Source organism: Brevundimonas sp. 'scallop' (assembly GCF_011045535.1).
GTDB classification, from domain to species: Bacteria; Pseudomonadota; Alphaproteobacteria; order Caulobacterales; family Caulobacteraceae; genus Brevundimonas; species Brevundimonas vesicularis.
The window spans coordinates 1,214,453-1,239,364 of sequence record NZ_CP039382.1 but is presented as its reverse complement, the minus strand read 5'-3'; the positions used below and the strand labels follow the sequence as shown (position 1 = coordinate 1,239,364).

The window sequence follows — 24,912 nt, the reverse complement described above, 5'->3', positions numbered from 1 at the left end:
TGCCGCTTAAAGCGGCAGTTTCAGCTGAATGCCGCCCATGTGGCTGTCGGCGTGGTCGCCGAAGCGGCCGCGATAGCCGACCGTCACCTTGACCGGGCCGACCGACCCCTCGACGCCGGCCGAGGCCAGGAACTGGCCGCCGAACGGATCGTCGATCTCGCGCGACAGCACCAGCGCCGGGTTGTTGTACAGACCGACGCGCACCGGATCGGAGCTGTCGTCCAGGGCGTCCCGGTAGCCGCCTTCGGCGAACAGGCCGAACCCGCCCATTTCAGCCTCGGCGCGCAGGGCGACCTCGCCGGTCAGGGCCTTCACGGTGCGATCACCGTACTGATACTGGGCGCCGACGCCCTGTTCGTAATAGCCGTCCACGTCGCTGGACACGTAGGCGAGGGCCGCACGGGGCGACAGGGCAACGCCGCCCATGTCGAACCACATGCCGCCTTGCAGACGCGCGCCGCTGCTGAGCGCGCGGGTTTCGGCGGTGTGGACGATCGGCGCCAGACTGGTGGTGCGTTCGATGTCGTCGATGTTGTCGCGCGCCACGCCGACGGCGGCGTTGACGAAGACATCGCCCGAGCGCCAGCCGCCATAGACGTCCAGGCCGAAGCTTTCGACGTTGAACTGCAGCGCCTGGCTTTCGACGTCGGTGTTGCGCGCCGTGCCGGCCAGACCGAAGCGCCAGTTGGCCGAGGGGCCGGCCTCAAGCGCGATACGGGCGCCCCAGCCGTCGCTGGACGAGCTGGTGACCGAGCCGCGCGCGTCGGTGTCGACGCTGTCGATCAGGGCCGAGGTGGTGACGGACACGCCGGCCTCCCACGGTTGACGGCCCGACAGAGCCTCGCCCGCGGCGTCCAAAGCATCCTCGCGGTGACGATAGGCCGTCTCGCCCTGCAAGGTCGATTGGGCGCCGATGTCGCCATAGTAGAGGTAGTCGGTCGCCAGCTGGGCGATGATCCGATGGCCCGCCGCGGTCGGGTGGACGCCGTCGAAGTAGAAGTAGCTGTCCGGGTTCGTGCAGACCGTCACGCCGTTGAAGCAGGGCTGGGTGATGTTGGTGATGCCGAATAGGCCCGGATTGCCGGCCAGTGTGTCACCGATCTTGAACAGGTCCATCATGATGATGTTGCTGCCTGGGCGGGCGGCGGCCGTGGCGGTCAGATTGGTCTGAAGCGCCGTGTTGAAGGTGGTGACGGCGAAGTCGGCCAGGGGCGCGGCGGTCGTGCCGCGGAACTGAGGCGTCAGGCTGAGCTTGGGCAGGTTGGTGACCAGGATGGTCCCGGCGCCCGCGCCCGCCACGGTGTTGACCAGGCTGTTGATGTTGGCGGCGGCCGTGGTTGCGACCGGAGTGATGGCGGCGACCGGGCTGGCGGAAGCGCCGGCGGCGGGCAGGCCTTGGAAGATGTCGTTGGCGCCGCCCAGGACGCTGACCAGATCTGTCGAGCTGAACCGGCCTCCCGCGGCGGTGTAGCGCGAAAGCTGGTTCAGCATGCCGAACGGCACGCCCGCCGAGGCGTCAGTGCGCGAGCCGCCGAAGGCGTAGTTGATGCTGCCCGTGACCGAGCCGTTGAAGTTGGCGGCGTTGAAACCCAGCAGTTCAACGAAGGTCGGACCGTTCGAGAAGCGCCGCGCATAGGGCGGCGACGGCGGCTGGGTCCCGCCCGAGATCAGAAACAGGTTGCCGTTGTCGCTGAGGCTGTCGCCGAAGACGACGAGACGGTTGTAGGTCTGGGCCGAGGCCGAGCCGGCAAAGGCGCAGGCGGCGAGCGCCAGGGCAGCGACGGCGCCGCCGGTGATGAAGCGTGACATGAAATTCCTCCCGCAGCCGTCGTTGCGCGGCCGTTCGACGTGAGGATGCGCCAGTTCGCGCAGAGCGCAAGATGCCGCGAGGTCAGCTTTGAGAAGATATTTGCGAGCGACGTATCACTGCAACGTGCGGAACTTCAGCGTGCCCGGCACCGTCTTGAGTTCGCGTAGCGCCTCCGGGTCGTAATCGCGGTCCACATCGGTGATGACATAGCCCGTGCGCTCGTCCGTCTTCAGGTGCTGGCCCAGGATGTTCAGTCCCGCCGAAGCCAGGGCGCGGTTCAGTTCGGCCAGCACGCCCGGCTGGTTTCTGTGGATGTGCAGAATGCGGTGCGCGCCCGAAACTTCGGAGAGCTGGACGTTGGGCAGGTTGACGCTGAAGGTCGTATCGCCCCGGTTCAGATAGCCCAGCAGGCGTTCGGCCGCGAACTCGGCGATGGCCTCCTGCGCCTCTTCGGTCGAGCCGCCGATGTGCGGCGTCAGGATCATGTTGGGCAGGCCCTGAAGTGGGCTCTCGAACGGGTCGGCGTTGGTACGCGGTTCTTCGGGGAAGACATCGACGGCTGCGCCGGCGACCCGGCCTGAGCCGATCGCCTGGGATAGCGCGCCGACATCGACCACATGGCCGCGCGCCAGGTTCAGGAACAACGCGCCTTCCTTCATCCGGCCGAACTGGGCCGCGCCGAAGATGTTGGCGTTCTCCTTGCGGCCATCGACATGCAGGGTGACTACGTCGCTTTCGGCCAGAAGCGCGTCCAGCGAGCGCATGCGGCGCGCATTGCCCAGGGCCAGGCGCTCGGACAGGTCATAGAACAGCACCCGCATGCCAAGGTTTTCGGCCAACACCGACAACTGGCTGCCGATCGCGCCATAGCCGACGATGCCCAGGGTCTTGCCGCGCAGCTCCTTTGAGCCGGTGGCGGACTTGTTCCACTTGCCGACGTGCATGGCCGAGGACTTGTCCGCCACGTCGCGCATCAGGACGATCATCAGGCCGATGGCCAGTTCGACCACCGAGCGGGTGTTCGAATAGGGCGCGTTGAACACCGCCACCCCGTGATCCGAGGCCGCGTCCAGGTCGATCTGGTTGGTGCCGATGCAGAAGGCCGCAACGGCCATCAGGCGATCGGCCTGTTCCAGCACGCGACGGCTGACTGTGGTCTTTGAGCGGATGCCCAGGACATGGACGCCCTTGATGGCCGCGATCAGATCGTCCTCGTCCAGCGCGCCCTTCTCGGTTTCGACCGAATAGCCCGCCTCCTCCAGCCGCTCGACGGCGGCGGGGTGTATGTTTTCCAGGAGCAACATCTTCATGCGGCTGCGCGGGAAGGACCAGCGGCCGACCAGGCCTTCGGCATGGAGCACCTCGTCGAGCGACGCGGCCTCGGCGTCGGCGACCTGGACCACCGGCGGGCGGCGCACGACCTCGGTGAAGGCGTAAAAGGCGTCAGCGGCGCCCGCGATCTTGACCTCGGCGTCGTTCCAGCCGTCGCCGACCATGACGACGCGACCCGACAGGTTCAGGCCGTGAATGGCGGTCGGCTTGCCGTTGGCGTGCGACAAGGGGTTGGCGTCGTCCACGCCCACCACGCGGTCGTCCGCGTCATAGATCAGGTCGTTGCACAGCACGCGATCGGGAGAGACGCCCAGCTCTTCGGCGACGAGCGCAATCACCTCGCGGAAGCCGCCGGAGAGGATGACGACCTTGCCCTTGTGCTGCTGGAAGAAGTTCAGGTTGCGTCGCACCGACGCCGTCAGGTGGTCCGACGCGCTCTGGGCCAAGGCGGCGACATGGGCGCGGGTCAGCGGCAGCAGCGCCAGCCGGCGGCGCAAAGCCTCGCCGAACTCGATGTCTCCGGCCATAGCCTGGTCGGTCAGAGCGGCGATCTGAGCGCGCGTATCGGCTGCGCCCGGCGCGTCCGCCAGGGCGATGTCGGCCAAGGCCTCAAGGGTCTCGAAATCGACCAGGGTCGAATCGAAGTCGAAGATCAGGGTGGGGCGCGCGCTCATGGGCGGCGTCTTAGCGGCCTTCGCGCCTGCGGCAAAGCCGAGCGATGCTGCTCACTGTGGGCAGATACGCTAAAAGTTTGCCGCCCGCCGCGATTTTCATCGGGCGGGCGACACGAAAATGTCAGAAGCGCACGATGCGACGCACGTGGCTGTCGGGACGACGGCTTTCGAGCACAGCGGCGCCGACGGCGGCGGCGATGGTCGCCACCGCCAGCAGCGCGCCACCTTCTCGGGCGTGGTCACGCGCATATTGACCGGCGTCGTCAGCGTAGCGACGCGCCGTATTGCCATGCTTCTTCAGCGCCTTCTTGCCGTCCTTGCGGGCCGAACGGAACCAGTCGTCGGCGCGGTCGCGCACGTCATAGGCGGTGTCTGCGGCGCGGTGGCGGGCGTCGCGCGAAAGTGCGCCGGCGCGTTCACCGACATCCTCGGCCCGGTGGCGGAAGGCGTCGACGGCGTCGTGGAACCGGTCGCGCAGTTCGGACGTATCGACCCAGCCGCGCGGGTCGATACGCGACTTGATGCGCTGGTAACGGGTGGGGCCGCTGCGTTGCGTCAGATAGACGACGGCGACAGCGCCGAGCGCCACTGCGAGGAGGCTGCCGGCGGTGATGCCGGGGTGTTTGCGAATCTCTTCGATCGGATCGATGTCGCGGATCATCGGCGGAACCTCTTCAGTTATTGGCGTCATGAACGGAGCGACGGCTCCGCTTGAGCCAAAAGAGCGATCCGCGCCGAAATCGGTTCCGTCGCCCTCCCCCAAGACCCGGCGGATTAGCCCCCTTATCAAGCCGCCTGCGGGCGCCTACATAGCCGCGATCCCGATATGACGCCCCAAAGGACCTCGCCGTGACCGATCACGCGCCCAACATTCCCGATTCCGACGATCTGGCCGCCGCCTTCCAGATCGAAGGCTGGCCCGTGCGCGGTCGCCTGGTTCGCCTGGGCGCGACCATCGACAAGATCCTGGCCGCCCACGCCTATCCCGAGCCGGTCGCCGCCCTGTTGGGCGAGGCCTGCGCACTGGCCGCCCTGATCGGCTCCAGCCTGAAGTTCGAGGGTCGCCTGCTGGTCCAGGCCCAGGGCGACGGCCCCGTGCGCTATGTCGTCGCCGATTACGGCACCGACGGGTCGCTGCGCGGCTATTGTCGCTACGACGAGGCCGAGGTGGCCGAGGCGTCGCAGGGCTTCGCCCGTCCCGGCGCCCGCTCGCTGCTGGGCCAGGGCGTCTTCATCATGACGCTGGATCGCGGCCCGGACTTCGAGCGCACCCAAGGGATCACGCCGATCGAGGGCGAAAGCCTGTCGTTGGCCGCCGAACACTATTTCCAGCAGTCGGAACAGGTGCCGACCAAGGTGCGTCTGGCCGTCGGCCAGGTTCAGACCGAGGCCGGATCGCAATGGCGCGCCGGCGGGGCGATGATCCAGATCATCGCCGGCGACGAGGCGCGTGGTTCGACCGAAGAGGTCTGGGACCGCACGCGGGCCCTGTTCGGCACGCTGGGCGATGACGAGCTGGTCGATCCGACGATCTCGCCCGAGACGCTGCTGTTCCGCCTGTTCCACGAAGACGGCGTGCGACTGGAGGGCGCGCGAGAACTGACGGCCGTCTGCCGTTGCTCGCGCGAACGGATCGCCTCGGTCCTGGCCTCGTTCGATCCCGCCGAGCGCGCCGACATGTTGGAGGACGACGGCAAGATCCGCGTCACCTGCGAATACTGCGCCACGGTCTATGCGCTGGACCCCGACGAGGTCGTCGCAGAGCAGATTTGAATTGCAAAGGGCGGCTTCGAGAGCCGCCCTTCTTCTTTTAGCCTTCCAGATCCAGCGAATAGCCCGCCGAGCGGACCGTGCGGATGGGATTGGCGCTTTCGTCAGCGATGGCCAGGGCCTTACGCAGGCGCCCGACGTGGACGTCGACGGTGCGGGCCTCGACATAGACGTCCGAGCCCCAGACCGCGTCCAGCAGCTGCTCGCGGCTGAACACCCGTCCGGGGTGCTGCATGAAGTGGTCCAGCAAGCGGAACTCGGTCGGGCCCAGATGGACCTCCTTGCCGTTGCGCTTCACCCGGTGCGAGACGCGATCCACGACGATGTCGCCATGGTTCAGGCGGTCGTCGGCCAGACCCGGGCGAATGCGTCGCAGGACGGCGCGGATGCGCGCGATCAGCTCGACCATCGAAAAAGGCTTGGTCAGATAGTCGTCCGCGCCTGTGTCCAGACCGCGAACCCGGTCGCTCTCCTCGCCGCGCGCCGTCAGCATGATGATCGGCAGGTTGCGGGTCTCGGCCTTGCCGCGAATGCGACGGCAGACCTCGATGCCTGACAGCTTGGGCAGCATCCAGTCCAGCAGCACCAGATCGGGCAGACGCTCGTCGATCTGGAGCATGCCCTCCTCGCCGTCGGCGGCGACGGCGACGTCGTAGCCTTCCTTTTCGAGATTGTACTGAAGAAGGGTCGCCAGCGCGTCCTCGTCTTCCATCACAAGGATATAGGGCTGCACGTCGGGTCTCCGGTCTCGGGTCAGTGCGTCGAAAGGTTTGGCGTCGGATCGGAGTCCTCAGCCGTGGGTTGGGCGCGCGGGCGTTCGCCCACGATGTCCTCGCCCGTGATCTCGTAGTGGACGGTTTCGGCGATGTTGGTCGCGTGGTCGCCGATCCGCTCCAGGTTCTTGGCCATGAACAGCAGATGGGTGCAGGCGCCGATCGTGCGCGGATCGCCCATCATGTAGGTCAGCAGTTCGCGGAACAGGGCGTTGTAGTGCTCGTCGACCTCGTCGTCGGTCTGCCAGACGGCGACGGCCCGATCGAGTTCCGAAGCCGTATAGGCGTCCAGCACATCGCGCAGGCGGGTCGAGACGAGCCGTCCCATCCGCTCGATCGAACGGGTCAGGGGCTGCATCGGCTGACCTTCGGCCAGGATCAGCGCGCGCTTGGCGATGTTCTTGGCCAGATCGCCGGTGCGCTCCAGATCGGTGGCGATCTTCATGGCGCCCAGGGTGCGGCGCAGGTCGCTGGCGACCGGCTGGCGCAGGGCGATCAGGCGGATCGCCTTCTTCTCGATATCGCGGTGCAGGGCGTCCAGCTTCAGATCGCGTTCGACCACGGCGCGAGCCAGGGCGATGTCGCGCCGGGCGACGGAGTCGATGGCGTCCGCGACCTGGGCCTCGGCCAAGCCGCCCATACGGGCGATCTCGGCCGTGATCTGGTTCAGTTCGTCGCCATAGGCTTTGACGGTGTGCTGGTTCATCGGATTAGCCGAAGCGTCCCGTGATGTAGTCGAGCGTGCGCCGTTCGCGCGGATTCTGGAAGATGTCTTCCGTATCCCCGGTCTCGACCAGACGGCCCATGTGGAAGAAGGCGGTGCGCTGTGACACGCGCGCGGCTTGGGCCATCGAGTGGGTGACGATGACGATGCAGAACCGCTCGCGCAGTTCGTCGATCAGCTCCTCGATCCGCGCCGTGGCGATGGGGTCCAGCGCCGAGCAGGGCTCGTCCATCAGGATGACTTCGGGGTTCACGGCGATGGCGCGGGCGATGACCAGACGCTGCTGCTGACCGCCCGAAAGTCCCATGGCCGACGATTGCAGGCGGTCAGCAACCTCTTCCCACAGGCCGGCGCGCTTCAGCGCCTTTTCAACGACCTCGTCCATCTCGGCCTTGGACGACACCAGGCCGTGGATCTTGGGCCCGTAGGCGACGTTTTCGTAGATCGATTTCGGGAAGGGGTTCGGACGCTGGAACACCATGCCGACGCGGGCGCGCAGCAGCACCGGGTCGATGGAGCGGTCGTTGATGTCCTCGCCGTCCATGGCGATGCGGCCCGTGACCTTGGCCCCGGCGATGGTGTCGTTCATGCGGTTCATGGTCCGCAAGAAAGTAGACTTGCCGCAGCCCGACGGGCCGATCAGGGCCGTGACGGTCTTGTCCGGGATATCCAGCGAGACGTCGTAGAGCGCCTGTTTGCCCTCATAGAAGACCGAGACGTCGCGCGCCGCGATCTTGATCGGACCGACGGGCGGGCTGTCGACCACGGCGGGACCCGACCGGGGCGTGGCGTCCTCGACACGCGGTTCGGCGGCTGCGCTCTCGGACGGGGCGATTTCGGGCAGGACCTGACCGCCCATGCGCGGCGCTTCGGTCGGATCGACCGAGCCGGCGCCGGTCTGGTCCTCGGCGGAGCGGAAAATACGGAATTTCATTCTCTTACCACCGACGCTCGAAGCGCCGCCTCAGGATAATGGCCGCCGCGTTCATGATGATCATGAAGACCAGCAGGACGATGATCGCCGCAGCGGTGCGTTCGTGGAAGGCCCGCTCCGAGGCGTTCTCCCAGATGTAGATCAGCGAGGGCAGCGCGCCGACAGGCTGGTCGATGGCGTGCGGCAGGCCCGGCACGAAGCTGACCATGCCGATCAGCAGCAGCGGCGCGGTCTCGCCCAGGGCGTGAGCCATCGAGATGATGGCGCCGGTCATGACGCCGGGCATGGCGAGCGGCAGGACGTGGCTGAACACCGTCTGGGTCTTGGAAGCGCCCATAGCCAGGGCGGCCTCGCGGATCGACGGGGGCACGGCTTTCAGCGCCGAACGGGTGGCGATGACAAGGGTCGGCAGGGCCATCAGCGCCAGCACCAGACCGCCGACGATGGGGCTGGCGCGCGGCAGATGCATCCAGTTGATGAACAGGGCCAGACCCAAGAGGCCGTAGACGATCGACGGCACGGCCGCGAGGTTGTTGATGTTGACCTCGATGATGTCGGTCAGCTTGTTCTTGGGCGCGAACTCTTCCAGCCAGATGGCCGCGCCGACGCCCAGCGGAATGGCGATCAGGGCCGTGACCATCAGCATCAGGGCCGAACCGACCACGGCGCCCAGGACGCCGGCAAGCTCGGGCTGGGTCGAATCGCCGTTGGTGAACAGGGCGGTGTTGAAGTGCGAGCCGATCACGCCTTCGGTCTGCATCCGGTCCAGCCAGGCGATCTGCTGGTCGGTCAGGCGGCGCTGATCCTCGGGCGTGTCCCTGGAGATTTCGCCTTTCAGATACAGATCGGCGTCGTCGGACAGCGGCACGGCCAGGGGCACGGTCTCGCCGATGACCTCGCTGCGCTTGGCGACCAGGTCAGCGGCGACGAACTTCAGCTCCGACGAGAACAACCGCTTCATCTGCGCGGCTTTGGTCCCCGCCGCGTCGTCCTGAATGCCCATGCGGGCCAGCTGCTGCTCGGCGGCCAGTTGCTCGAAGTTGGAGCCCTGCGGATAGGCGCGGTCCACGCGCGCCGGGTCCATGAAGACCGGCACGGTGACGGTGTGGGTGTAGAAGGCGGTGTGGCCCTGCTCGACGATGCGGACCAGCAGCACGGCCAGGAACAGCATGGCGGCGGCGATGGCCAGGCGGCCATACCATTTGAAACGCGTTTCCTTGGCATGACGACGCTTCAGACCGGCCCGCAGGCGGTCGAGACGTCCCTTGGCGGCCGCGCCGTCGATCTGATCGGGGGTCGCGTCAGTCATATTGTTCCCGATAGGTCTGCACGATCCGGTGGGCGATGATGTTCAGCATCAGGGTCACAAGGAACAGGGTCAGGCCCAGGCCGAAGGCGGACAGGGTCTTTGCGCTGTTGAACTCCTGGTCGCCGGTCAACAGGGTCACGATCTGAACGGTGACGGTGGTGACGGTGTCCAGCGGGTTGAAGGTCAGGTTGGCGGCCAAGCCCGCGGCCATGGTCACGATCATGGTCTCGCCAATGGCGCGCGACACGGCTAGCAGCAAGGCGCCGGCGATGCCCGGCAGCGCGGCGGGCAGAAGAACCCGCTTCACCGTCTCGGACTTGGTCGCGCCCATGGCGAACGAGCCGTCACGCAGCGACTGAGGCACGGCGTTCAGAATGTCGTCGGACAGGGACGACACGAACGGGATCAGCATGATGCCCATCACCGCGCCCGCCGTCAGGGCCATCTGGTTCTGAACCAGAGCCAGGTATTGGCCGAGCCCGTCCAGCGGTCCGCCGATCAGGAAGAGGCCGATCTCGTTGAAGAAGACCCTCAGCAACGGCCCGACGGTCAGGGCGGCGAAGAAGCCGTAAACGACGGTCGGCACGCCGGCGAGGATCTCCAGCAGCGGCTTGATCACCGCGCGGGTCGTGCGGCCGGCGTATTCCGACAGATAGATGGCCGACAGCAGGCCGATCGGCGCAGCGACGCACATGGCGATGACCATGATCAGCAGGGTGCCGGCGAACAGCGGCACGGCCCCGAAGGCGCCCGAGGACCCGACCTGATCGGCGCGGATGGCGATCTGAGGGCTCCATTGGGTGCCAAACAGGAAGTCGAGAACCGGCACCTTCTGGAAGAAGCGGAAGCTGTCGAAGGCCAGGGAGGCGATGATGCCTAGGGTCGTCAGGACGGCGATGGCCGAGCAGACGAACAGGGCGCCGTAGATCCAGCCCTCGACCCGATTGCGGGCGCGCGTCTGAGGCTTGATCTGCGTCAGGGCGAACAGGCCGCCCAGGATGGCGGCCAGGATGGCGGCGACACCGCCGCCCCACGACAGAGTGCGTTCAATGCGAACCATGCGGCGCGCCTCGACCGGCAGCTGTTCGGCCAGCGGGCGTTCCCAAATCTGGAGCGCGGCCTCTCCGCGACCCACGCGGTGGGCGTCGGCGAAGAAGGCGTCGCGGCGGAACGGCTCCAGCGCCGCGACCGCATCAGGCGTACCGACAGCGGTCAACTGACGCTGAAGCGGGGCGGCGAAAACCGAGGCCAGGATCAGAACCAGAAGAGCCGGCGCGGCAACCCAGATCAGGGCATAGGCGCCGTGCTGGCCGGGGCGGGAATGGGGCTTAGCGCCGATCGCACGACGACGCGCCAACGTGCGTCCGCCCAAGAAGGCGGCCGCACTCAAGGCGACGAGGATCAGCAAATAAATCCAGATCATTCAGAAGTCCGAAGCGCCGTGCGCGAATCGACGACGGTCCTGAACATCGGGACCAACGCGGCGCGACTACTGCCTGCGAATGGTCAGCGGATTACGACGGGTCGATGACAGTTGGGTGACAGCGACCGTCCGTCGCGGCCTCAGCGTCGCTCGATCGGTTGCGGGAACCAGGCGGTGAAGGCGGCGCCCATGCCGGGCGCGCTTTCGACCACCAGACCGCCCTGGTGACGGTTGATGATGTGTTTGACGATGGCCAGGCCCAGCCCCGTCCCCTGCCGCTCGCCGCTCTTTTGACCCTCGACCCGATAGAAGCGCTCGGTCAGGCGGGGCAGATGTTCGCGCGCCATGCCGGGCCCATGGTCGCGCACCGTGACCGCGGCATAGGAGACGCCAGCCGTGCGGTCCGGCGTGACCAGCGGCAGTCGTGTCGCGCCAGGCATGCGCGAGGCCCAGGCCTCGTCGAACGACAGGTCTGAACGCACCGAGATTTCGACCGTGCCGTTGCGTGACGAATATTTGACGGCGTTGTCGAGCAGGTTCTGCACCACCTGCAAGATCTCATCCCGATCGCCGCTGATCGACGCCCTCGCCTCCCCCTGATCCAAGGCGATGGCGATCTCCTTTTCGCGCGTCAGAACGCTGATGGCGTCGACCACGTCGGAGGCGGCGCGGTCCAGATCGACGCGGCCAGAGGGCGGAATATGCTCGTTCAGTTCGATCCGGCTGAGCGACAGCAGATCCGCGACCAGCCGCCCCATCCGGTCCGCCTGGGCCGACATGATGTCCAGGAAGCGGTCGCGCGCGACCACATCCTCACGTGCGTGGCCTTTCAAAGTCTCGATGAAACCGCTGAGCGAGGCCAAGGGCGTGCGCAGTTCGTGGCTGGCGTTGGCCAGGAAGTCCACGCGCATCATCTCGATGCGGCGCGAGTCCGTTTCGTCGCGCAGCATCAGCAGGGCCAGCTCCGACCCGGTATTGCCTGACGCTTCGAGTGAGAGCGGACGGGTCCAGGCGCGCCAGCGTCGGTCGCGCTGACCGCCCGTCGCATAATCCGTGGTGCGCGCCGTCCCGCCGAACAGGGCCTCGTCAACCGCCTCCAGCACGCCCGGTTCACGGATCACCTGAACCAGCAAGGCGCCTTGGCGCTGGATGCGAAGAAGTTCGCGCGCAGCCGCGTTCGCCATGACAATGCGTCGCCCGGCGATGTCGTCCGGCTCGCCGCCGCTGACCACCAGCACCGGATCGTCCAGCGCCTCGAACACCCGGTCGAGAAGATCGCCCGTCACCATGTCGATGGCGGGCTCGGTCGCAGCGCCTTGACTGGCCGCCGGCTCGGCCCTGGCCGCCTCGTTCATGTTCAACAGCCAGGCCGAGGCCGCCACGATCACCGCCCCGCCGACCAGCCAGTTCGCGAGTTCGGGATGCAGAACCGCCAGCACCAGCAGGGTCACGATGGCGATGCCGATGCTGGCGCCGACCGTCCACAGCCGCGAGGTGGAGACCGGCGCGACAGGCGATGGCGAGACTTCGTAAGGCATGGGTCCAGGCGACCTCGAACTGAAGAACGACTCCGATCCTTGCACGGATTCTGTGACGGCGTGCCGACAGCCTGAGGCGCCCATAAGCTTCGCCGCACGGTTTCTTTAGGATTGTCGCCTATCGTACACCCAAGGGGAGGCCTCGTGGACCGCATCATCCATTGCATTGCGCACGATCACGACTGGCGGATCACGGTGTTCGCTGCGCTGATCTGCATGGCCGGTCTGGGCGTGTCGACCCATGTCATGCAGAAGATGGGCCGGCGCGACCCCGATCGACGACGCCGCGCGGTCCTGCTGGCCGTCATGATCGGGGCCCTGTCGATCTGGGCGACCCATTTCGTGGCCATGCAGGGGTTCGTGGCTGGCGTGCCGGTGCGTTACAATCCTTTCCTGACGGTCGCCTCCCTGGGGATCGCGCTAGCCATGATCGGCCTGACGATCGGCTCGACGTTGATGGGCAAGGGTCGCATGTGGCGCGTGCTTGCCGCGGTGATCGCCGTCGCCGGCGTCGGAGCCATGCATTACCTCGGTATGGCCGCCATCAAGGCGCCCGCGCACATCAGTTGGGATCCCGGCCTAGTCGCCCTGTCCATCATCGCGGCCTTGGCGATCGGCGGCGCGACGGCCTTCTTCTATCGTCGAGGCGGCCTGCTGCGCCTGTTGGCGACGACGACGGGACTTTCCGCGACCGTCATCGTTCTTCACTTCATCGGCATGGCGGCCATCACGGTGACGCCGGACCCGACCGTCGCCGCCGACCAAGGGCTGTCCAGCGAGGCGATGCGACTGCTGCTGGCCGCCATTCTGCTGATGATCTGCACGGCCGCCGCCGTCCTGGGCATGATGGCCTACATTTCGCGCGCCACCGCGCTGCGCCGTATCCGCGAGGCGGTGGACGCCATGCCCGACGGCCTGGGCTTTTATGATTCCAAGGATCGGCTGGTGCTTTGGAATGCCCGCTATGCCGAGGTGAACCCCGAGCTCGAGCCGCATCTGGTCGTCGGCCTGACGTTCCGCGAGGCCCTGCGCATCGGCATCGACGAAGGCCGCTATCAGGAGGCGGCCGGCCGCGAAGAAGAATGGCTTAATGAGCGCATGCAGGCCCGTCGTCAGCTTTCATCGAACAGCGAGCAGCAGGTCGCCGGCGGGCGTTGGCTGCGTATTCAGGATCGCCGTACGTCCGAGGGCGGGACAGTCACGGTCTGCAATGACATCACCGATCTGAAACGAGACGCCGAGGCCCTGTCCGAAGCGCGTGACGCGGCCGAGGCCGCCAATGTCGCCAAGAGCCAGTTTCTGGCCAACATGAGCCATGAGATCCGCACGCCGTTGAATGGTGTGATCGGCCTGTCCCAGGCCCTGGCCAAGACCGATCTGACGGCTGAACAGCGTGAGATGCTGGATCTGATGCAGGCGTCGGGAAAGACGCTGCAGACCCTGCTGAGCGACATCCTGGATCTGGCGCGCGTCGAATCGGGCAAGTTGGAGCTGACCGAAGACGCCTTCGAACTGGCGACGGTCGTGCGCGAGGCGGCTCAGCTCTACGCCGAGAACGCGCGTGAGAAGCATCTCGACTTCCACGTCGATATCGATCTGGAGGACGACGTCTGGATCCTGGGCGATGCGGTGCGCCTGAAGCAGGTGCTGACCAATCTGATCTCGAACGCCGTCAAGTTCACCAGCAAGGGATTCGTCGGCCTGATCGTGCAGCGTGGCGCGGACCGCGAGGGCTCGCCCGTGCTGCGCTTCACCGTCGAGGACAGCGGCATCGGCTTTGACGCCGCGACGCGGGCGCGCCTGTTCAGCCGGTTCGAACAGGCCGACGGCGGCATCACGCGCAAGTTCGGGGGTTCGGGTCTTGGCCTGTCCATCTGTCGTCAGCTGGCCGAGATGATGGGCGGCGACCTGGGCTGCGAGAGCGAACCCGGCGGCGGCGCGGCCTTCATCCTGACTTTGCCGCTGAGACAGACCCAGGCCCCGTCGCGCAAAGAACCAGCGCCGGCCCAACTCGCCGTCGTGGAGCAGGCGCGGACGATCCGCGTGCTGGTCGCCGACGACCATCCGACCAACCGCCGTGTCATCGAACTGATTCTGGCGCAGACGCCCACGCAGATCGTGATCGCCGAGAACGGCGCCCAAGCGCTGGAAAGTTTCCGGGCCGACACCTTCGACCTGGTGCTGATGGACATGCAGATGCCCGTCATGGACGGGCTGACCGCGACGCAGGAGATTCGCCTGCACGAGGCGACGATGGGCCTGGATCGCACGCCGATCGTCATGCTGACCGCCAACGCCATGCCAGAGCACGTCGCCGCCGGACGCGCGGCCGGGGCCGACCACCACCTGGCCAAGCCGTTCAACGCCGCCGAACTGCTGGGCATCGTCGCGGCGCCGACGTCGCTGCTGAAGGATCGCGCGCGTGCGGCGTGAAGCGGAACCTTTGACGGTTGCGCCTTGGACCTGATGCGTGTAATAGCCCGCGCTCTTGAATTCGAGGGTTCATCACCCCCGCCGCGAGAGCCCCGGGTTGGCGCGGCGTTTCCGTTGTTGTTGAGGCGAGCCACATGGCCGAGATCATTCTGAACGTGGACGTCCGCGATGGCGTCGGCACCGGCGGCGCTCGCGCTGCGCGTCGCGCCGGTTTCGTGCCGGGCGTCCTTTACGGCGGCGAGCAAGCCCCCGTCGCCATTTCGGTGAACGAGAAGGACTTCCGCAAGTCGCTCTACACCGGCAAGCTGCTGGGCCACCTGGTGACCCTGAAGTACGGCGACGAGACCCAGCCGGTCATCGCCAAGGACGTGCAGTTCGACCCCGTTTCGGACCGCCCCCTTCACTTCGACCTGATGCGCGTCGATGAGAAGGCTCCGGTCAAGATCGAAGTGCCGGTGCACTTCCTGAACGCCGATGAAGCGCCCTACTCGCGTCAGGGCGGCTCGCTGGAGATCGTCCGTCACGCCGTCGAGATCCTGGTCCGCGCCGACCAGATCCCGGAAGAGCTGGTTGTCGATCTGGCCAAGGCCGAAATCGGCGACACCATCCGCATCTCGGACATCAAGCTGCCCAAGGGCGCGGAAGCCACCATCACCGACCGCGACTTCGTGATCGCCACGGTCAAGATCTCCTCGGCCGCCCTGTCGGAAGCTGCTGACGAAGCCGCTGACGCCGAGGCCGCCCCGGCCGAGAAGACCGAAGACTGATCCTTCGTCGTTTCGACAAGATCACGCCCCGCCCGGTTCGCCGTGCGGGGCTTTTCTTTGCCTGACGCAAACGGCAAGAGGACGCCATGATCATCATCGCGGGGCTCGGCAATCCGGGCGGGAAATACGAAAAGAACCGGCACAACATCGGCTTCATGGCCGCCGACGAGATCGCGCGCCGCTGGCGGTTCGGTCCTGAACGCGCCAAGTTTCAGTCGATCGTCAGCGAGGGTCTGGTCGACGGGACCAAGGTCCTGCTGATGAAACCCCAGACCTATATGAACGAAAGCGGTCGGGCGGTCGGCGAGGCGGCGCGGTTCTACAAGATCAAGCCGAGCGAAATCATCGTCTTCCACGACGAGATCGACCTGGCCCCTGGGCGGTTCCGTATGAAGACCGGCGGCGGCGCGGCGGGACAGAACGGCATCCGCTCCCTGATCAGTCATCTTGGCGCCGACTTCCGACGTGCGCGCATGGGTATCGGCCATCCCGGCGAGAAGGAACTGGTCATGCCCCACGTTTTGGGCGACTTCCACAAGGCGGAACAGCCGTGGCTGGACGCCATGCTTCAGGCCTGCGCCGACGCCCTGCCCTTCGCGGTGGCGGGCGATGACGAACGCTATCAGGGCGAGGTTATGCGCCTGGCCCCCGCGCCCAAGTTCAGCCCCCGCCAGGCCGCGCGCGGCGAGCTTTAGGACAAACCGCCGCCTATCGCGCCGTAGCAAAACGCCGTAGAGGCCAGACGTGACCCGCGCCCAAGCCGACAATTGGTCGATCTCGCAATCGCTCGCCTTCTTGGCGGCTGTGTTTGCGCTCGTGCTTGGAACTCTGTTGCCGTTCGCGGCTCTCGCGGCGGTCCAGCCGGGCCACCCGCTGGTCATCTGTTCGGCGGAAGGCCCCCAGACGATCCAGTCCGGCGGTATGGACGGCCCGGTCAACAAGCACGTCGGGGCCAAATGCGCCGCCTGCGTCATGCCGTTGGCCGCCGCCCTGCCCTGCCCGCCTGCGCCCGAGCCGGCGCCGGTGGTCCGCACCGTCGAGCGTGTCGTCTATGTCGCCGCCAGTGTCAGCCCGCCGCCGCCCGCGCGCGCGCCGCCGCGTCCGCCGTCCACCGCCCCACCCCAAGCCTGAACCAGACCCAAGCCCGCGCCGTCCTCAACGCCTGCGCGCCGTCTCGTTCTGATTTCAGGTTCATTCCATGTCCTTCAAGACTACCGCAGCGCCCTGCGCGCTGCTGCTCGCCGCCCTCTCCAACGCCGGTTGGACGAGGCCCGTCCTGGCCCAGCAGACGCCCGAACCGGCTTTGCTGGACAGCGTCATCGTCACCGGCCGCCGCAACGCCGAGGATCCCGCCGTTGTTGCAGAAGCCCGCGCCCTTTTGTCTCGCACGCCGGGCGCTGTCGCGGTCGTCGCCTCCGAAACCTATCAGGACCGCTACGCCCTGACCTTCGCCGATACGCTTCGCAGCGTGCCAGGCGTCTTCGCACAACGCCGCTGGGGCGAGGAGGTGCGGTTGTCGATTCGCGGCTCCGGCATCGGCAACGGCGCGCACCTGCGCGGCGTGCTGCTGGCCCAGGACGGCGTGCCCTTCAATGCGCCCGACGGTTTTGGCGAGTTTCAGGAGATCGATCCCCTGATCGCGCGCCACATCGATGTGTTCAAGGGCGGCAACGCCCTGCGCTTCGGCGGCGCCGCGCTGGGCGGTGCGATCAATGTCGTGACACCGACCGGGCGCACGGCCGCGAGCCGGAACCTGATCCGGATCGAGAGCGGATCGTTCGATACCCTGCGCGGTCATGTCGCCCTGGCGCGCGACTGGGGCGACTGGGACCTGTACGCGGCCGCCACCGTGGCCAGTTCGGACGGGTTCCGGGACAATCAAAGCTCAGATTCGAAACGGCTGACGCTCAATCTGGGCCGTTCGTTCGGCGAAGGTCGTGAGTTGCGGCTGATCGTTCAGGGCAATGATCTGGATCAGTCGGTGTCTTCCGCCGTCACCCGTCAGCAGGCCCTCACCAACCCGACCGCCGTACCGGCGAACAATAACACCCTGGCCTTTGCGCGCGACGTGAAATCCTTGAGAAGCACCCTTCTGGGTCGCTGGCGCGTGGATGACAGCCTGTCGTTCGAAGGGGCCGTCTATGTAGTGGACAAGGATCTTTATCACCCCATTTCCATCGTCATCGATCAGAACAGCCTGCAGTGGGGCGGCTATGGCCGACTGGACTGGAACGGTCGGCTGGGCGGCATGAGGGCTGACGCCTATACGGGGATCAGCTATCGCGGCGGGACGACGGACGCCTTCACCTTCGTGGCGGCAGGTGGCGCACGTCCAGGCGCCAAGATCGGCGATTCGGTTCAGGACGCGACCGGCATCGACATCTTCGCCGAAGGCCGCCTGTTCGTCACGGACCGTCTGGCTCTGGTCGCGGGCGGCAGCTACGGCCGTGCGGAGCGGGACTACACAAACAATCTGGTCCCAGCCAACAATGCTGACGCGACCTTTGACTGGTTCGCGCCGCGCATCGGCCTGCTATGGGAAAATGAGATGGGCGCCCAGCTTTACGCCAATCTTACGCGCTCGGTGGAGGCGCCCAGCTATGGCGCCTTGGTGCAGGGCAACGTGCCGAAGTTCGTGCCCGTCGACATCCAGGATGCCTGGACAGCCGAGGTCGGCGCCCGCGGCCGTCGCGGTCGCTTCACTTACGATCTGTCGGCCTATCGCGCCCAGATCGAAGGCGAACTGCTGAACTATAGCGTCAATCCGACCCTGAACATTCCCGCCGCGACCTTCAATGCTGACGATACCGTCCATCAGGGCATGGAAGCGGGGCTGGACTGGCGGATTATCGACAGCACCGATGGTCGCCTGACGCTGCGCCAGACCTACGCCTGGTCAGATTTCTTCTTCAAGAACGACCGTATCTATGGCGACAATCGTCTGCCGGTCGTGCCGGAGCATCTCTACCGGGCCGAGTTGAAATATGCCCATCCGGCGGGCTGGTTCGTGGCGCCTAGCGTCGAATGGTCGCCGACGGACGTGCTGATCGATTACGCCAACACGCGCAGCGCCACAGATGGAACGCCGCTGACGGCACCTGACTACGCCATTCTGTCGTTCAATGCGGGCTGGAGTTTGCGAGGTGGAGTTTCCCTGTTCTTGGATGCGCGCAACCTGACCGACGAGCGCTATGTTTCGACCGTCAACGCCGTGACGGACGCCACTAAAGTCGCGACTGCCGTCTTTGTGCCCGGCGAAGGACGTTCGGCCTATGTGGGGTTGCGTTATGCGTTCTGAGTCTGGCGACGCCTCAATGTCCGGCGCCTATCGTGCGGTCTGGCGCTGGCATTTCTATGCCGGCGTCTTCGTCATGCCGGTGCTGATGCTGCTGGCCCTGACGGGAGGGCTTTATCTGTTCAAGGACGAGATAGACGGCTTTCTGTATCGCGACATGATCCGCGTGCCGGCCGTTAAGACCCAAGCGGCGCCGGCTGCGTGGGTGGCTTTGGCCGCCCAGGCTGCTGGCGGGGGCCGGGTCGCCAATCTGGTCATGCCCGCGCGCGACGATCAGGCGCTCCGGCTGCGGGTGGATCGACCCGACGGCGTGCAGAAGACGGTCTTCGTCGATCCGCACACCGGCCGGGCCACCGGCGTCATTCCGGCCGGCGGGTTCATGGAGCTGGTCAAGAAGACACACAGCCTGACCCTGCTGGGGCGGCCGTTCAACATCCTGGTGGAAATCGTCGCCGGCTGGACGATCATCCTGTTCGCCACGGGGCTTTATCTGTGGTGGCCGCGCGGGCGGGGCGTCGCGACCTTTGCACCGCAGACGACAGACAGCCGCCGCCGTCCGTTCTGGCGCGACTTGCATGGACTGACGGGCTTCTATGTCGGCGGAGTGGTGCTGTTTCTGGCCGTGACCGGCATGCCGTGGTCGGCGGTCTGGGGCGACAAGGTCATGGGGGCGGTCAAGGAGACGGGGCTGGGGCGGCCGCCCGCACCCGTCGCCGGCGCCTGGCAAAAGGCGCAGCACCACGACGCGCCGGTCGGGGCCGGCTGGACCATGGAGGGCATGGTGATGACCCACGACCATGCCGGCCATGGCGGCCTGGCGCAGGTTCTGCGGGTCGCGGATCAGGCCCGCCTGGCGCGCCCCTATACGGTGAACATCCCCAAGGCCGATGACACCGCCTATACGCTGACGACTCAGGCGACGCGGGTTCAGGACAGCCGGTCGCTCTATGTCGATGCGGTCTCCGGGCGGCTGCTGGGCGACATTGGCTATGACCAGTTCGGCGCCGGCGCACAGGCCATCGAGTTCGGCATCTATACGCACCAGGGCACGCAGTTCGGACAGGCGAACCGTCTCGTCATGCTGCTGGGCTGCATCGGCGTGTGGCTGCTGGCGATCAGCGGCCTGGTCATGTGGTGGAAGCGCCGCCCGCCCAATCTGTCGCGCCGACGCCTGGGCGCGCCGCCCGCCCCGCCGGGACCGCGTGCGCGCGCCGCTGTCCTGGGCATCGTCCTGCCCCTCGCCATCCTCTATCCCCTGACGGGACTGAGCCTGATCGCGGCCGTATTGCTCGACCGAGCCCTGCGTCCGATGATCCGGCGCCGTTCCGCCGCCTCGTGAAAGACCTGACGCCATGAAGATCAAACTCGCCCTTGCCGCCGCCAGCCTGTCGCTGGCGGCCTGCAATCCGTCCGAGCCGGCCAAGGCGCCCGCCACTGAGACGCCGACAGCGACCGCCGCCGTGACCGCGACCGACGCCTGGTGCCGCCCGTCGCCGAACGGAGCCAAGGCCGGCGGCTGCTATGTCACCCTGACCGCCGCGACTGACGACAGGCTGACGGGGGGATCGACCCCGCGTGCCGCATCGCTTCAGGTCCACGAGATGAAGACCGAGAACGGCATGATGAAGATGGCCGAGCTGACGGCGGGCCTGCCCCTGCCCGCCGGTCAGGCCGTGGCCTTGGCGCCGGGCGGCAACCACCTGATGCTCATCGGCCTGACCGCGCCTCTGGTCGCCGGCGAGACCGTGCCGCTGACGTTCCAATTCGCGTCGGCGCCGGCGATCACGGTTCAGGCGCAGGTTCGCCAACCGGCCATGGAAGGCATGGATCACGCCGCCCACTGACCTCAGTTGAAGCGCGAGCCTGACAAACGGCTCTGAACCCGCTAAAGGCTCGCGCCTCACGAGGAATACCATGGCTCTTAAAGTCGCGATCGTCGGCCTGCCCAACGTCGGCAAGTCCACCCTGTTCAACGCCCTGACCAAGACGGCGGCGGCCCAGGCGGCCAACTATCCGTTCTGCACCATCGAGCCGAACACCGGCGATGTGGCCGTGCCCGAGGCGCGTCTGAACGCCCTGGCCGAGATCGCTGGATCGAAAGAGATCATCCCGGCCCGCATCACCTTCGTCGACGTCGCCGGTCTGGTGCGTGGCGCGTCCAAGGGCGAAGGCCTGGGCAACCAGTTCCTGGCCAACATCCGCGACTGCGACGCCGTGGCCTTCGTCGCCCGCTGCTTCGTGGATGACGACATCACCCACGTCGAGGACCGCATCGATCCGATCGCCGACCTGGAGATCATCGAGACCGAACTGATGCTGGCCGACATGGAAAGTCTGGAGCGTCGCCGGCCGCAGCTGGAGAAGCGCGCCAAGGGCGGCGACAAGGAATCCGTCCTGACGCTGAAGCTGGTCGATCTGGCCCTGGCCCAGCTGAACGCCGGCAAGCCCGCGCGCACCGCCGAGGTGTCCAAGGAGGACATCAAGGCTTGGCACATGCTGCAACTGCTGACGGCGCTTCCCGCGCTTTATGTCTCGAACGTCGAGGAGGGCTCGGCCGACAAGGGCAACGACCTGTCCGACAAGGTCGCAGCCTGCGCCGCCCAGGACAACGCCAACTCGGTCGTCATCTCGGCCCAGATCGAGTCCGAGATCGCCGTGCTGGACGACGAGGAACAGAAGGAGTTCCTGGAGACCCTGGGTCTGGAAGAGCCCGGCCTGAACCGTCTGATCCGCGAGGCCTATAAGCTGCTGGGCCTGCAGACCTATTTCACGGTCGGGCCCAAGGAAGCCCGCGCCTGGACCATCAATGTCGGCGACACGGCGCCCCAGGCGGCCGGCGTGATCCACACCGACTTCGAAAAGGGCTTCATTCGCGCCGAGACCATCGCCTTCGACGACTTCGTGGCCCTGCGTGGGGAAGCCAAGGCCCGCGAGGCCGGCAAGCTGCGCGCTGAAGGCAAGTCCTATGTCGTCAAGGACGGCGACGTGATGAACTTCCTGTTCAACTAGGTGGCGCGGCAGGCGGGGTTTCGGCCCCGTCCTTCTTCATCATCTTTTCCAGCGGATTGGCGGGATCGGGCGCGCGCGGCGAACCGGGGCAGCGCGCCAGTTTCACCGTCTTCATGTCCTGATCGACATAGGTCAGGTTCATCACGTCGCCGCTCGTGCCCATGTGCACCCGCTCGGTCTGAGGCCGGCCTGCACATCGCAGCACTGCGACATAGCCGGAACCCGTCTCGTCGATGCTGGCGATGTCGCAGTTGCGGCCGTAGGCGTCGAAGCGCAGCGGCGTCAGGGTGAACGGGCTGCGTTCACTCTGGGGTCGAGCGCACCATTGCGGGTTCGCCGCCCAGACGCCCACGAAGCTGCGCGGCCCACGTCCAGCCAGAGACGACGGTCCAGGCGGTTCGACCGGCTGCATGGCCTCGGGCGTTCGCAGCGGCGCCGCCGGTTCGTTCGGCGGATTGACATCGTGATCGCCGCAGGCGGCCAGAAGGGCAATCGCACCCGCCATCGGGATCAAGGCTGTTTTCATCCCGCCACAACGCCACGGCCAAGGTTCGGGTTCAATCCGACGATCCGCGCCAGCGACTGAGATCGGATTCAGCTTAGAACCACGCGGCCGTCGATCATCCGGAAGGCCACGCCGGTGCGCTGGAACAGGCGCGCGATGACGGCGGACGGATCGGGCGCGCCCTGATCAAGCAGCCGCTCGACATCGCCGCGCAGCGACGGGTCGCGCGATGTCCGAGTCAGGGCCGTCAGCCATTCCTCGCGGCTGAGCACGCCATCCGGCTGGCGCAGCAGAGGTCTGAGGAAGTCGAACCAGTCGCCGTCGCTGCGCTGGCGTTGCGCGCCCTCCGCCGCCAGGGCGAAAACGGCCCCGCAGGCGTAGTAGGCGCGGTGTTCGCCCCGGGCGCCGGCCTGGGCGACCGGCTTGCGCGCCAGGTTGACGCAGTCGTCCACCTCGGACTGAAGCTCGGCCCGGTCGTCATAGTTTGCATCGAGGGCCTTCAGGGCGCGCACGGCCATCAGGTCGGCCCCGCCCTCGGTGATCCAGGCCTCGTCGGCGAAGGCGTATCGCACCGTCTGTCCCAGCCAGAAATGCGCCCCCTCATGGCCGATGAACCAGCGCGAACGCTCCACGATTTCCGGCTGGGGCGAGGTCACGCCCCTGCCCTCGAACGACATGACGATCAGGCCCGGCAGGACGCTGCCGCCCATGCTGGTCATGCTTTCGGTCGGCCCGTTCCAGGCCACCATGACGATGGGCGTATCGCCGCCAGAGCCCGGCGCGCCGAGGCGATCGCGATAATAGTGACCGACACGCGGCGCAAAGCCGCGGATCTCCTCGCCGATCCACGGCGGCAGATTGGGGTCCATGACGGTCGACAGGCCGTCCCCCGGCGTCACCGTCGCCTCGCCCAGCAGGACATAGCTGCGCTCGTCCGTCGTGGTCAGTTCGTCACGGCGGCGGCCGTTGAACAATACGGGTCCGTTCTCGTCCCGCCACGTCACGCGCGAGGGACCGCCATCCAGGCGGATTCGGTTCAGGTCGTCAGGCACCTGTTCAGCCGCCTGGGCCGACCGCAAAGCGAAGACATCCAGTTGTCGCGTCGGCAGCGCCACCGCGCCGTTGGAGAACAGCAGGGTCGGATATTCGGCCTCAAGATCCACCGCCTGCGGTCGAACGCGGAAGCGGACCTCGCGCGGCACGGGACCGCCGTCCGTGCTGCGGATGATGTCGTAATGGCCGCGTCGCTCCATGACGACGCCGGGCGTCTCGACCGTCCATTGGCGCGGTCGCCAGGGCTGGCGCGAATCCTGTTCCAGCGCCGAATCCTGGAAGGCCCAGACCGGCACGTCGCGCCCGAAGCGATAGTCGATGTTCAGTTGATCGCCGTCGCGCGTCACCGTCACCTGGGGTCCGCCTTCCTCCTGAAAGGTCGTCGGCGCCGACATGGGCCCGGCGGCGCAGGCGCCGCTCATAAGGGCGAGGGCCAGCATGGCGGGCGAGGCGAAAGCGTGGACGCGCAAGGGCGATCTCCTGAAGGGCGCTGGGCGCGAAGCCTAGCGGTCGTCAACGCGCCGCGTCAGCTTACGGTTTCGTCAGGCTGAGGCCCGTTCCAAGGCGCGGCCCGCCGCCGCCAGTTCGCCGGCCATTACGGCCTTGAGCCGCTCCGGCGCCAGGATCTGCACCTGCTCGCCCCAGGTGAACAGGTGCCAGGCCAACTCGCGCATGCCCGAGGCGCGGAACCGCACGATCACGCCGCCGTTCGGCTGATCCTCGAACGACTGGGTCGGGTGCCAGCGCCAGCCCCTGGCCTCGGCCGCGCCCTCGGGCGCGATGCGCAGCACGACGTCCTCGATCTCGTCCTGATAGATGCCGAAGGACTGGCTGGCGAAGACGCCGAGGTCGAAATCGGCGGGCGGCACGGCCATCCCCTCCTGCGGGGCGACATGACTCATCCGGTCTAGGCGGAAGGTCTGGATGCGGCCGGTCTCGCGATCGGCGGCGACCAGATAGTTGGCCCGGCCGAACATGACGCCGCACGGCGCCACGCTGCGCCGACGCGGCTCGGCGCCCGGACGGGAATAGGTGAAGCCCAAGGGCTGCTGCGCCAGCACCGCCGCGCGAATGGCGGTCAGCATGGCTTCGTCGGCGGAGGGTCGAGGGCCGGCCTGGACCGCAATGGTCTCGGCCCGGACCAGGGCCTCCAGATCCGGCGCCATCCGATTCAGCGTGGTCGAACGCATCGCCGCCTTCAGCTTGCGCTCCAGCCCCTCCAGCGCCGTCGCGCGCGCCGGTTCGCCGGCGGCGCGCAGGGCGGTCGCGGCCTTGGACAGTTCCAGCATTTCGGTTGCCGTCGGGGCCTGTTCGAAGGCCGACAGGCCGCCCCGGATGCGCCATCGTTTGGACGGCGGGTCCGAGACCTCGTCCACCTGGGGGAACAGCATCAGAACCGCGTCGCGCATCCGTTCGGCGGTACGACGGCCGACGCGCATGTCGCGCGCGATCTCGTCCAGGCTCAGCCCTTCGGCGCTGGCGGCCATGCGGCGCGCCAGATCGATCACCATCGCCGCCTTGTCGTGTCTCAATGCTCTGGCCGATCCCTACGTCCGTTTCTGA

21 protein-coding genes and 1 pseudogene are annotated in these 24,912 nt (G+C 67.0%); 9 read left to right on the top strand and 13 right to left on the bottom strand.

All coding sequences use genetic code 11. The features are described 5' to 3' along the window. Positions 1 to 6: 6 nt before the first annotated feature. From E4341_RS06090 to E4341_RS06080, 4 genes and pseudogenes are all read right to left on the bottom strand, one after another. Positions 7 to 1,809 (bottom strand): autotransporter domain-containing protein, encoded by a 1,803-nt coding sequence (locus E4341_RS06090; RefSeq protein ID WP_165115935.1) that lies wholly within the window; start codon positions 1,807 to 1,809, stop codon positions 7 to 9. Positions 1,810 to 1,923: 114 nt separating this feature from the next. Continuing rightward, the gene (gene serA, locus E4341_RS15740; RefSeq protein WP_240893660.1) at positions 1,924 to 3,120 is read right to left on the bottom strand and encodes a phosphoglycerate dehydrogenase; all 1,197 of its coding nucleotides are present in this window, start codon (positions 3,118 to 3,120) and stop codon (positions 1,924 to 1,926) included. Between the two features lie 216 nt (positions 3,121 to 3,336). After that, positions 3,337 to 3,816 (bottom strand): annotated as a pseudogene (locus E4341_RS15735) (HAD family hydrolase); the annotation flags it as partial. Between the two features lie 121 nt (positions 3,817 to 3,937). Beyond that, a complete protein-coding gene (locus E4341_RS06080) occupies positions 3,938 to 4,477 on the bottom strand; it encodes a hypothetical protein (protein ID WP_165118604.1) in 540 nt (179 codons plus the stop codon). A gap of 188 nt (positions 4,478 to 4,665) precedes the next feature. Here E4341_RS06080 and E4341_RS06075 point away from each other — a divergent pair, with 188 nt between their 5' ends. Next, positions 4,666 to 5,589: an Hsp33 family molecular chaperone gene (locus E4341_RS06075; RefSeq protein ID WP_165115931.1), complete on the top strand. Its 924-nt coding sequence runs from the start codon at positions 4,666 to 4,668 to the stop codon at positions 5,587 to 5,589. Positions 5,590 to 5,626: 37 nt separating this feature from the next. On the opposite strand, the gene phoB is transcribed toward E4341_RS06075, so the two are convergent. The 6 genes from phoB to E4341_RS06045 form a co-directional block, all read right to left on the bottom strand. Beyond that, complete coding sequence (phoB, locus tag E4341_RS06070) at positions 5,627 to 6,319, bottom strand: phosphate regulon transcriptional regulator PhoB (RefSeq protein WP_017505977.1); 693 nt, start codon at positions 6,317 to 6,319, stop codon at positions 5,627 to 5,629. Positions 6,320 to 6,339: 20 nt separating this feature from the next. Further along, entirely contained in the window at positions 6,340 to 7,065 is a 726-nt protein-coding gene (phoU, locus tag E4341_RS06065; protein WP_165115929.1) for a phosphate signaling complex protein PhoU, read from the bottom strand. A gap of 4 nt (positions 7,066 to 7,069) precedes the next feature. Then, positions 7,070 to 8,017 carry a phosphate ABC transporter ATP-binding protein PstB gene (gene pstB / locus E4341_RS06060; protein WP_165115927.1) on the bottom strand — a complete coding sequence of 316 codons (948 nt, stop codon included), beginning with the start codon at positions 8,015 to 8,017 and terminating at the stop codon, positions 7,070 to 7,072. A 4-nt stretch (positions 8,018 to 8,021) separates the two neighbouring features. Beyond that, a complete protein-coding gene (pstA, locus tag E4341_RS06055) occupies positions 8,022 to 9,326 on the bottom strand; it encodes a phosphate ABC transporter permease PstA (protein WP_165115925.1) in 1,305 nt (434 codons plus the stop codon). Continuing rightward, positions 9,319 to 10,749: a phosphate ABC transporter permease subunit PstC gene (gene pstC, locus E4341_RS06050; protein WP_055755010.1), complete on the bottom strand. Its 1,431-nt coding sequence runs from the start codon at positions 10,747 to 10,749 to the stop codon at positions 9,319 to 9,321. The genes pstA and pstC overlap by 8 nt, the downstream gene beginning before the upstream one ends. 140 nt (positions 10,750 to 10,889) lie before the next feature. Next, positions 10,890 to 12,287, bottom strand: coding sequence for a cell wall metabolism sensor histidine kinase WalK (locus E4341_RS06045; RefSeq protein WP_165115923.1), 1,398 nt, complete (start codon positions 12,285 to 12,287; stop codon positions 10,890 to 10,892). Positions 12,288 to 12,431: 144 nt separating this feature from the next. On the opposite strand from E4341_RS06045, the gene E4341_RS06040 reads away from it, so the two are divergent. The 8 genes from E4341_RS06040 (at position 12,432) to ychF (ending at position 21,791) form a co-directional block, all read left to right on the top strand. Next, a complete protein-coding gene (locus E4341_RS06040; RefSeq protein WP_165115921.1) occupies positions 12,432 to 14,720 on the top strand; it encodes an ATP-binding protein in 2,289 nt (762 codons plus the stop codon). Positions 14,721 to 14,854: 134 nt separating this feature from the next. After that, positions 14,855 to 15,487: a 50S ribosomal protein L25/general stress protein Ctc gene (locus E4341_RS06035; protein ID WP_045810293.1), complete on the top strand. Its 633-nt coding sequence runs from the start codon at positions 14,855 to 14,857 to the stop codon at positions 15,485 to 15,487. Between the two features lie 86 nt (positions 15,488 to 15,573). Next, positions 15,574 to 16,182 (top strand): aminoacyl-tRNA hydrolase, encoded by a 609-nt coding sequence (gene pth / locus E4341_RS06030; RefSeq protein WP_165115919.1) that lies wholly within the window; start codon positions 15,574 to 15,576, stop codon positions 16,180 to 16,182. Between the two features lie 49 nt (positions 16,183 to 16,231). Beyond that, the gene (locus tag E4341_RS06025; protein WP_055804207.1) at positions 16,232 to 16,618 is read left to right on the top strand and encodes a hypothetical protein; all 387 of its coding nucleotides are present in this window, start codon (positions 16,232 to 16,234) and stop codon (positions 16,616 to 16,618) included. 67 nt (positions 16,619 to 16,685) lie between these two features. Next, positions 16,686 to 18,785 (top strand): TonB-dependent receptor domain-containing protein, encoded by a 2,100-nt coding sequence (locus E4341_RS06020; protein ID WP_165115917.1) that lies wholly within the window; start codon positions 16,686 to 16,688, stop codon positions 18,783 to 18,785. After that, positions 18,775 to 20,121, top strand: coding sequence for a PepSY domain-containing protein (locus tag E4341_RS06015; protein WP_165115915.1), 1,347 nt, complete (start codon positions 18,775 to 18,777; stop codon positions 20,119 to 20,121). The genes E4341_RS06020 and E4341_RS06015 overlap by 11 nt, the downstream gene beginning before the upstream one ends. 13 nt (positions 20,122 to 20,134) lie before the next feature. Continuing rightward, positions 20,135 to 20,626, top strand: coding sequence for a copper chaperone PCu(A)C (locus tag E4341_RS06010; protein WP_165115913.1), 492 nt, complete (start codon positions 20,135 to 20,137; stop codon positions 20,624 to 20,626). 70 nt (positions 20,627 to 20,696) lie between these two features. Further along, the gene (ychF, locus tag E4341_RS06005; RefSeq protein ID WP_165115911.1) at positions 20,697 to 21,791 is read left to right on the top strand and encodes a redox-regulated ATPase YchF; all 1,095 of its coding nucleotides are present in this window, start codon (positions 20,697 to 20,699) and stop codon (positions 21,789 to 21,791) included. On the opposite strand, the gene E4341_RS06000 is transcribed toward ychF, so the two are convergent. The 3 genes from E4341_RS06000 to E4341_RS05990 form a co-directional block, all read right to left on the bottom strand. Next, on the bottom strand, positions 21,784 to 22,317 hold the full coding sequence (locus E4341_RS06000; protein WP_165115909.1) for a hypothetical protein: 534 nt from the start codon (positions 22,315 to 22,317) through the stop codon (positions 21,784 to 21,786). The two genes, ychF and E4341_RS06000, sit on opposite strands and share 8 nt — an antisense overlap. A gap of 68 nt (positions 22,318 to 22,385) precedes the next feature. Then, positions 22,386 to 23,819: a hypothetical protein gene (locus tag E4341_RS05995; RefSeq protein WP_205751371.1), complete on the bottom strand. Its 1,434-nt coding sequence runs from the start codon at positions 23,817 to 23,819 to the stop codon at positions 22,386 to 22,388. 72 nt (positions 23,820 to 23,891) lie between these two features. Beyond that, positions 23,892 to 24,881, bottom strand: coding sequence for a YafY family protein (locus E4341_RS05990; RefSeq protein WP_205751370.1), 990 nt, complete (start codon positions 24,879 to 24,881; stop codon positions 23,892 to 23,894). Between the last annotated feature and the right edge of the window lie 31 nt (positions 24,882 to 24,912).

What these genes read in the sequence shown, in the direction of transcription:
- E4341_RS06090 (WP_165115935.1), bottom strand. Translation starts at nt 1,809, where the DNA reads ATGTCACGCTTCATCACCGGCGGCGCCGTCGCTGCCCTGGCGCTCGCC.
- serA (WP_240893660.1), bottom strand. Translation starts at nt 3,120, where the DNA reads ATGAAGATGTTGCTCCTGGAAAACATACACCCCGCCGCCGTCGAGCGG.
- E4341_RS06080 (WP_165118604.1), bottom strand. Translation starts at nt 4,477, where the DNA reads ATGATCCGCGACATCGATCCGATCGAAGAGATTCGCAAACACCCCGGC.
- phoU (WP_165115929.1), bottom strand. Translation starts at nt 7,065, where the DNA reads ATGAACCAGCACACCGTCAAAGCCTATGGCGACGAACTGAACCAGATC.
- pstB (WP_165115927.1), bottom strand. Translation starts at nt 8,017, where the DNA reads ATGAAATTCCGTATTTTCCGCTCCGCCGAGGACCAGACCGGCGCCGGC.
- pstA (WP_165115925.1), bottom strand. Translation starts at nt 9,326, where the DNA reads ATGACTGACGCGACCCCCGATCAGATCGACGGCGCGGCCGCCAAGGGA.
- pstC (WP_055755010.1), bottom strand. Translation starts at nt 10,749, where the DNA reads ATGATCTGGATTTATTTGCTGATCCTCGTCGCCTTGAGTGCGGCCGCC.
- E4341_RS06045 (WP_165115923.1), bottom strand. Translation starts at nt 12,287, where the DNA reads ATGCCTTACGAAGTCTCGCCATCGCCTGTCGCGCCGGTCTCCACCTCG.
- E4341_RS06035 (WP_045810293.1), top strand. Translation starts at nt 14,855, where the DNA reads ATGGCCGAGATCATTCTGAACGTGGACGTCCGCGATGGCGTCGGCACC.
- pth (WP_165115919.1), top strand. Translation starts at nt 15,574, where the DNA reads ATGATCATCATCGCGGGGCTCGGCAATCCGGGCGGGAAATACGAAAAG.
- E4341_RS06020 (WP_165115917.1), top strand. Translation starts at nt 16,686, where the DNA reads ATGTCCTTCAAGACTACCGCAGCGCCCTGCGCGCTGCTGCTCGCCGCC.
- E4341_RS06015 (WP_165115915.1), top strand. Translation starts at nt 18,775, where the DNA reads ATGCGTTCTGAGTCTGGCGACGCCTCAATGTCCGGCGCCTATCGTGCG.
- E4341_RS06010 (WP_165115913.1), top strand. Translation starts at nt 20,135, where the DNA reads ATGAAGATCAAACTCGCCCTTGCCGCCGCCAGCCTGTCGCTGGCGGCC.
- ychF (WP_165115911.1), top strand. Translation starts at nt 20,697, where the DNA reads ATGGCTCTTAAAGTCGCGATCGTCGGCCTGCCCAACGTCGGCAAGTCC.
- E4341_RS06000 (WP_165115909.1), bottom strand. Translation starts at nt 22,317, where the DNA reads ATGAAAACAGCCTTGATCCCGATGGCGGGTGCGATTGCCCTTCTGGCC.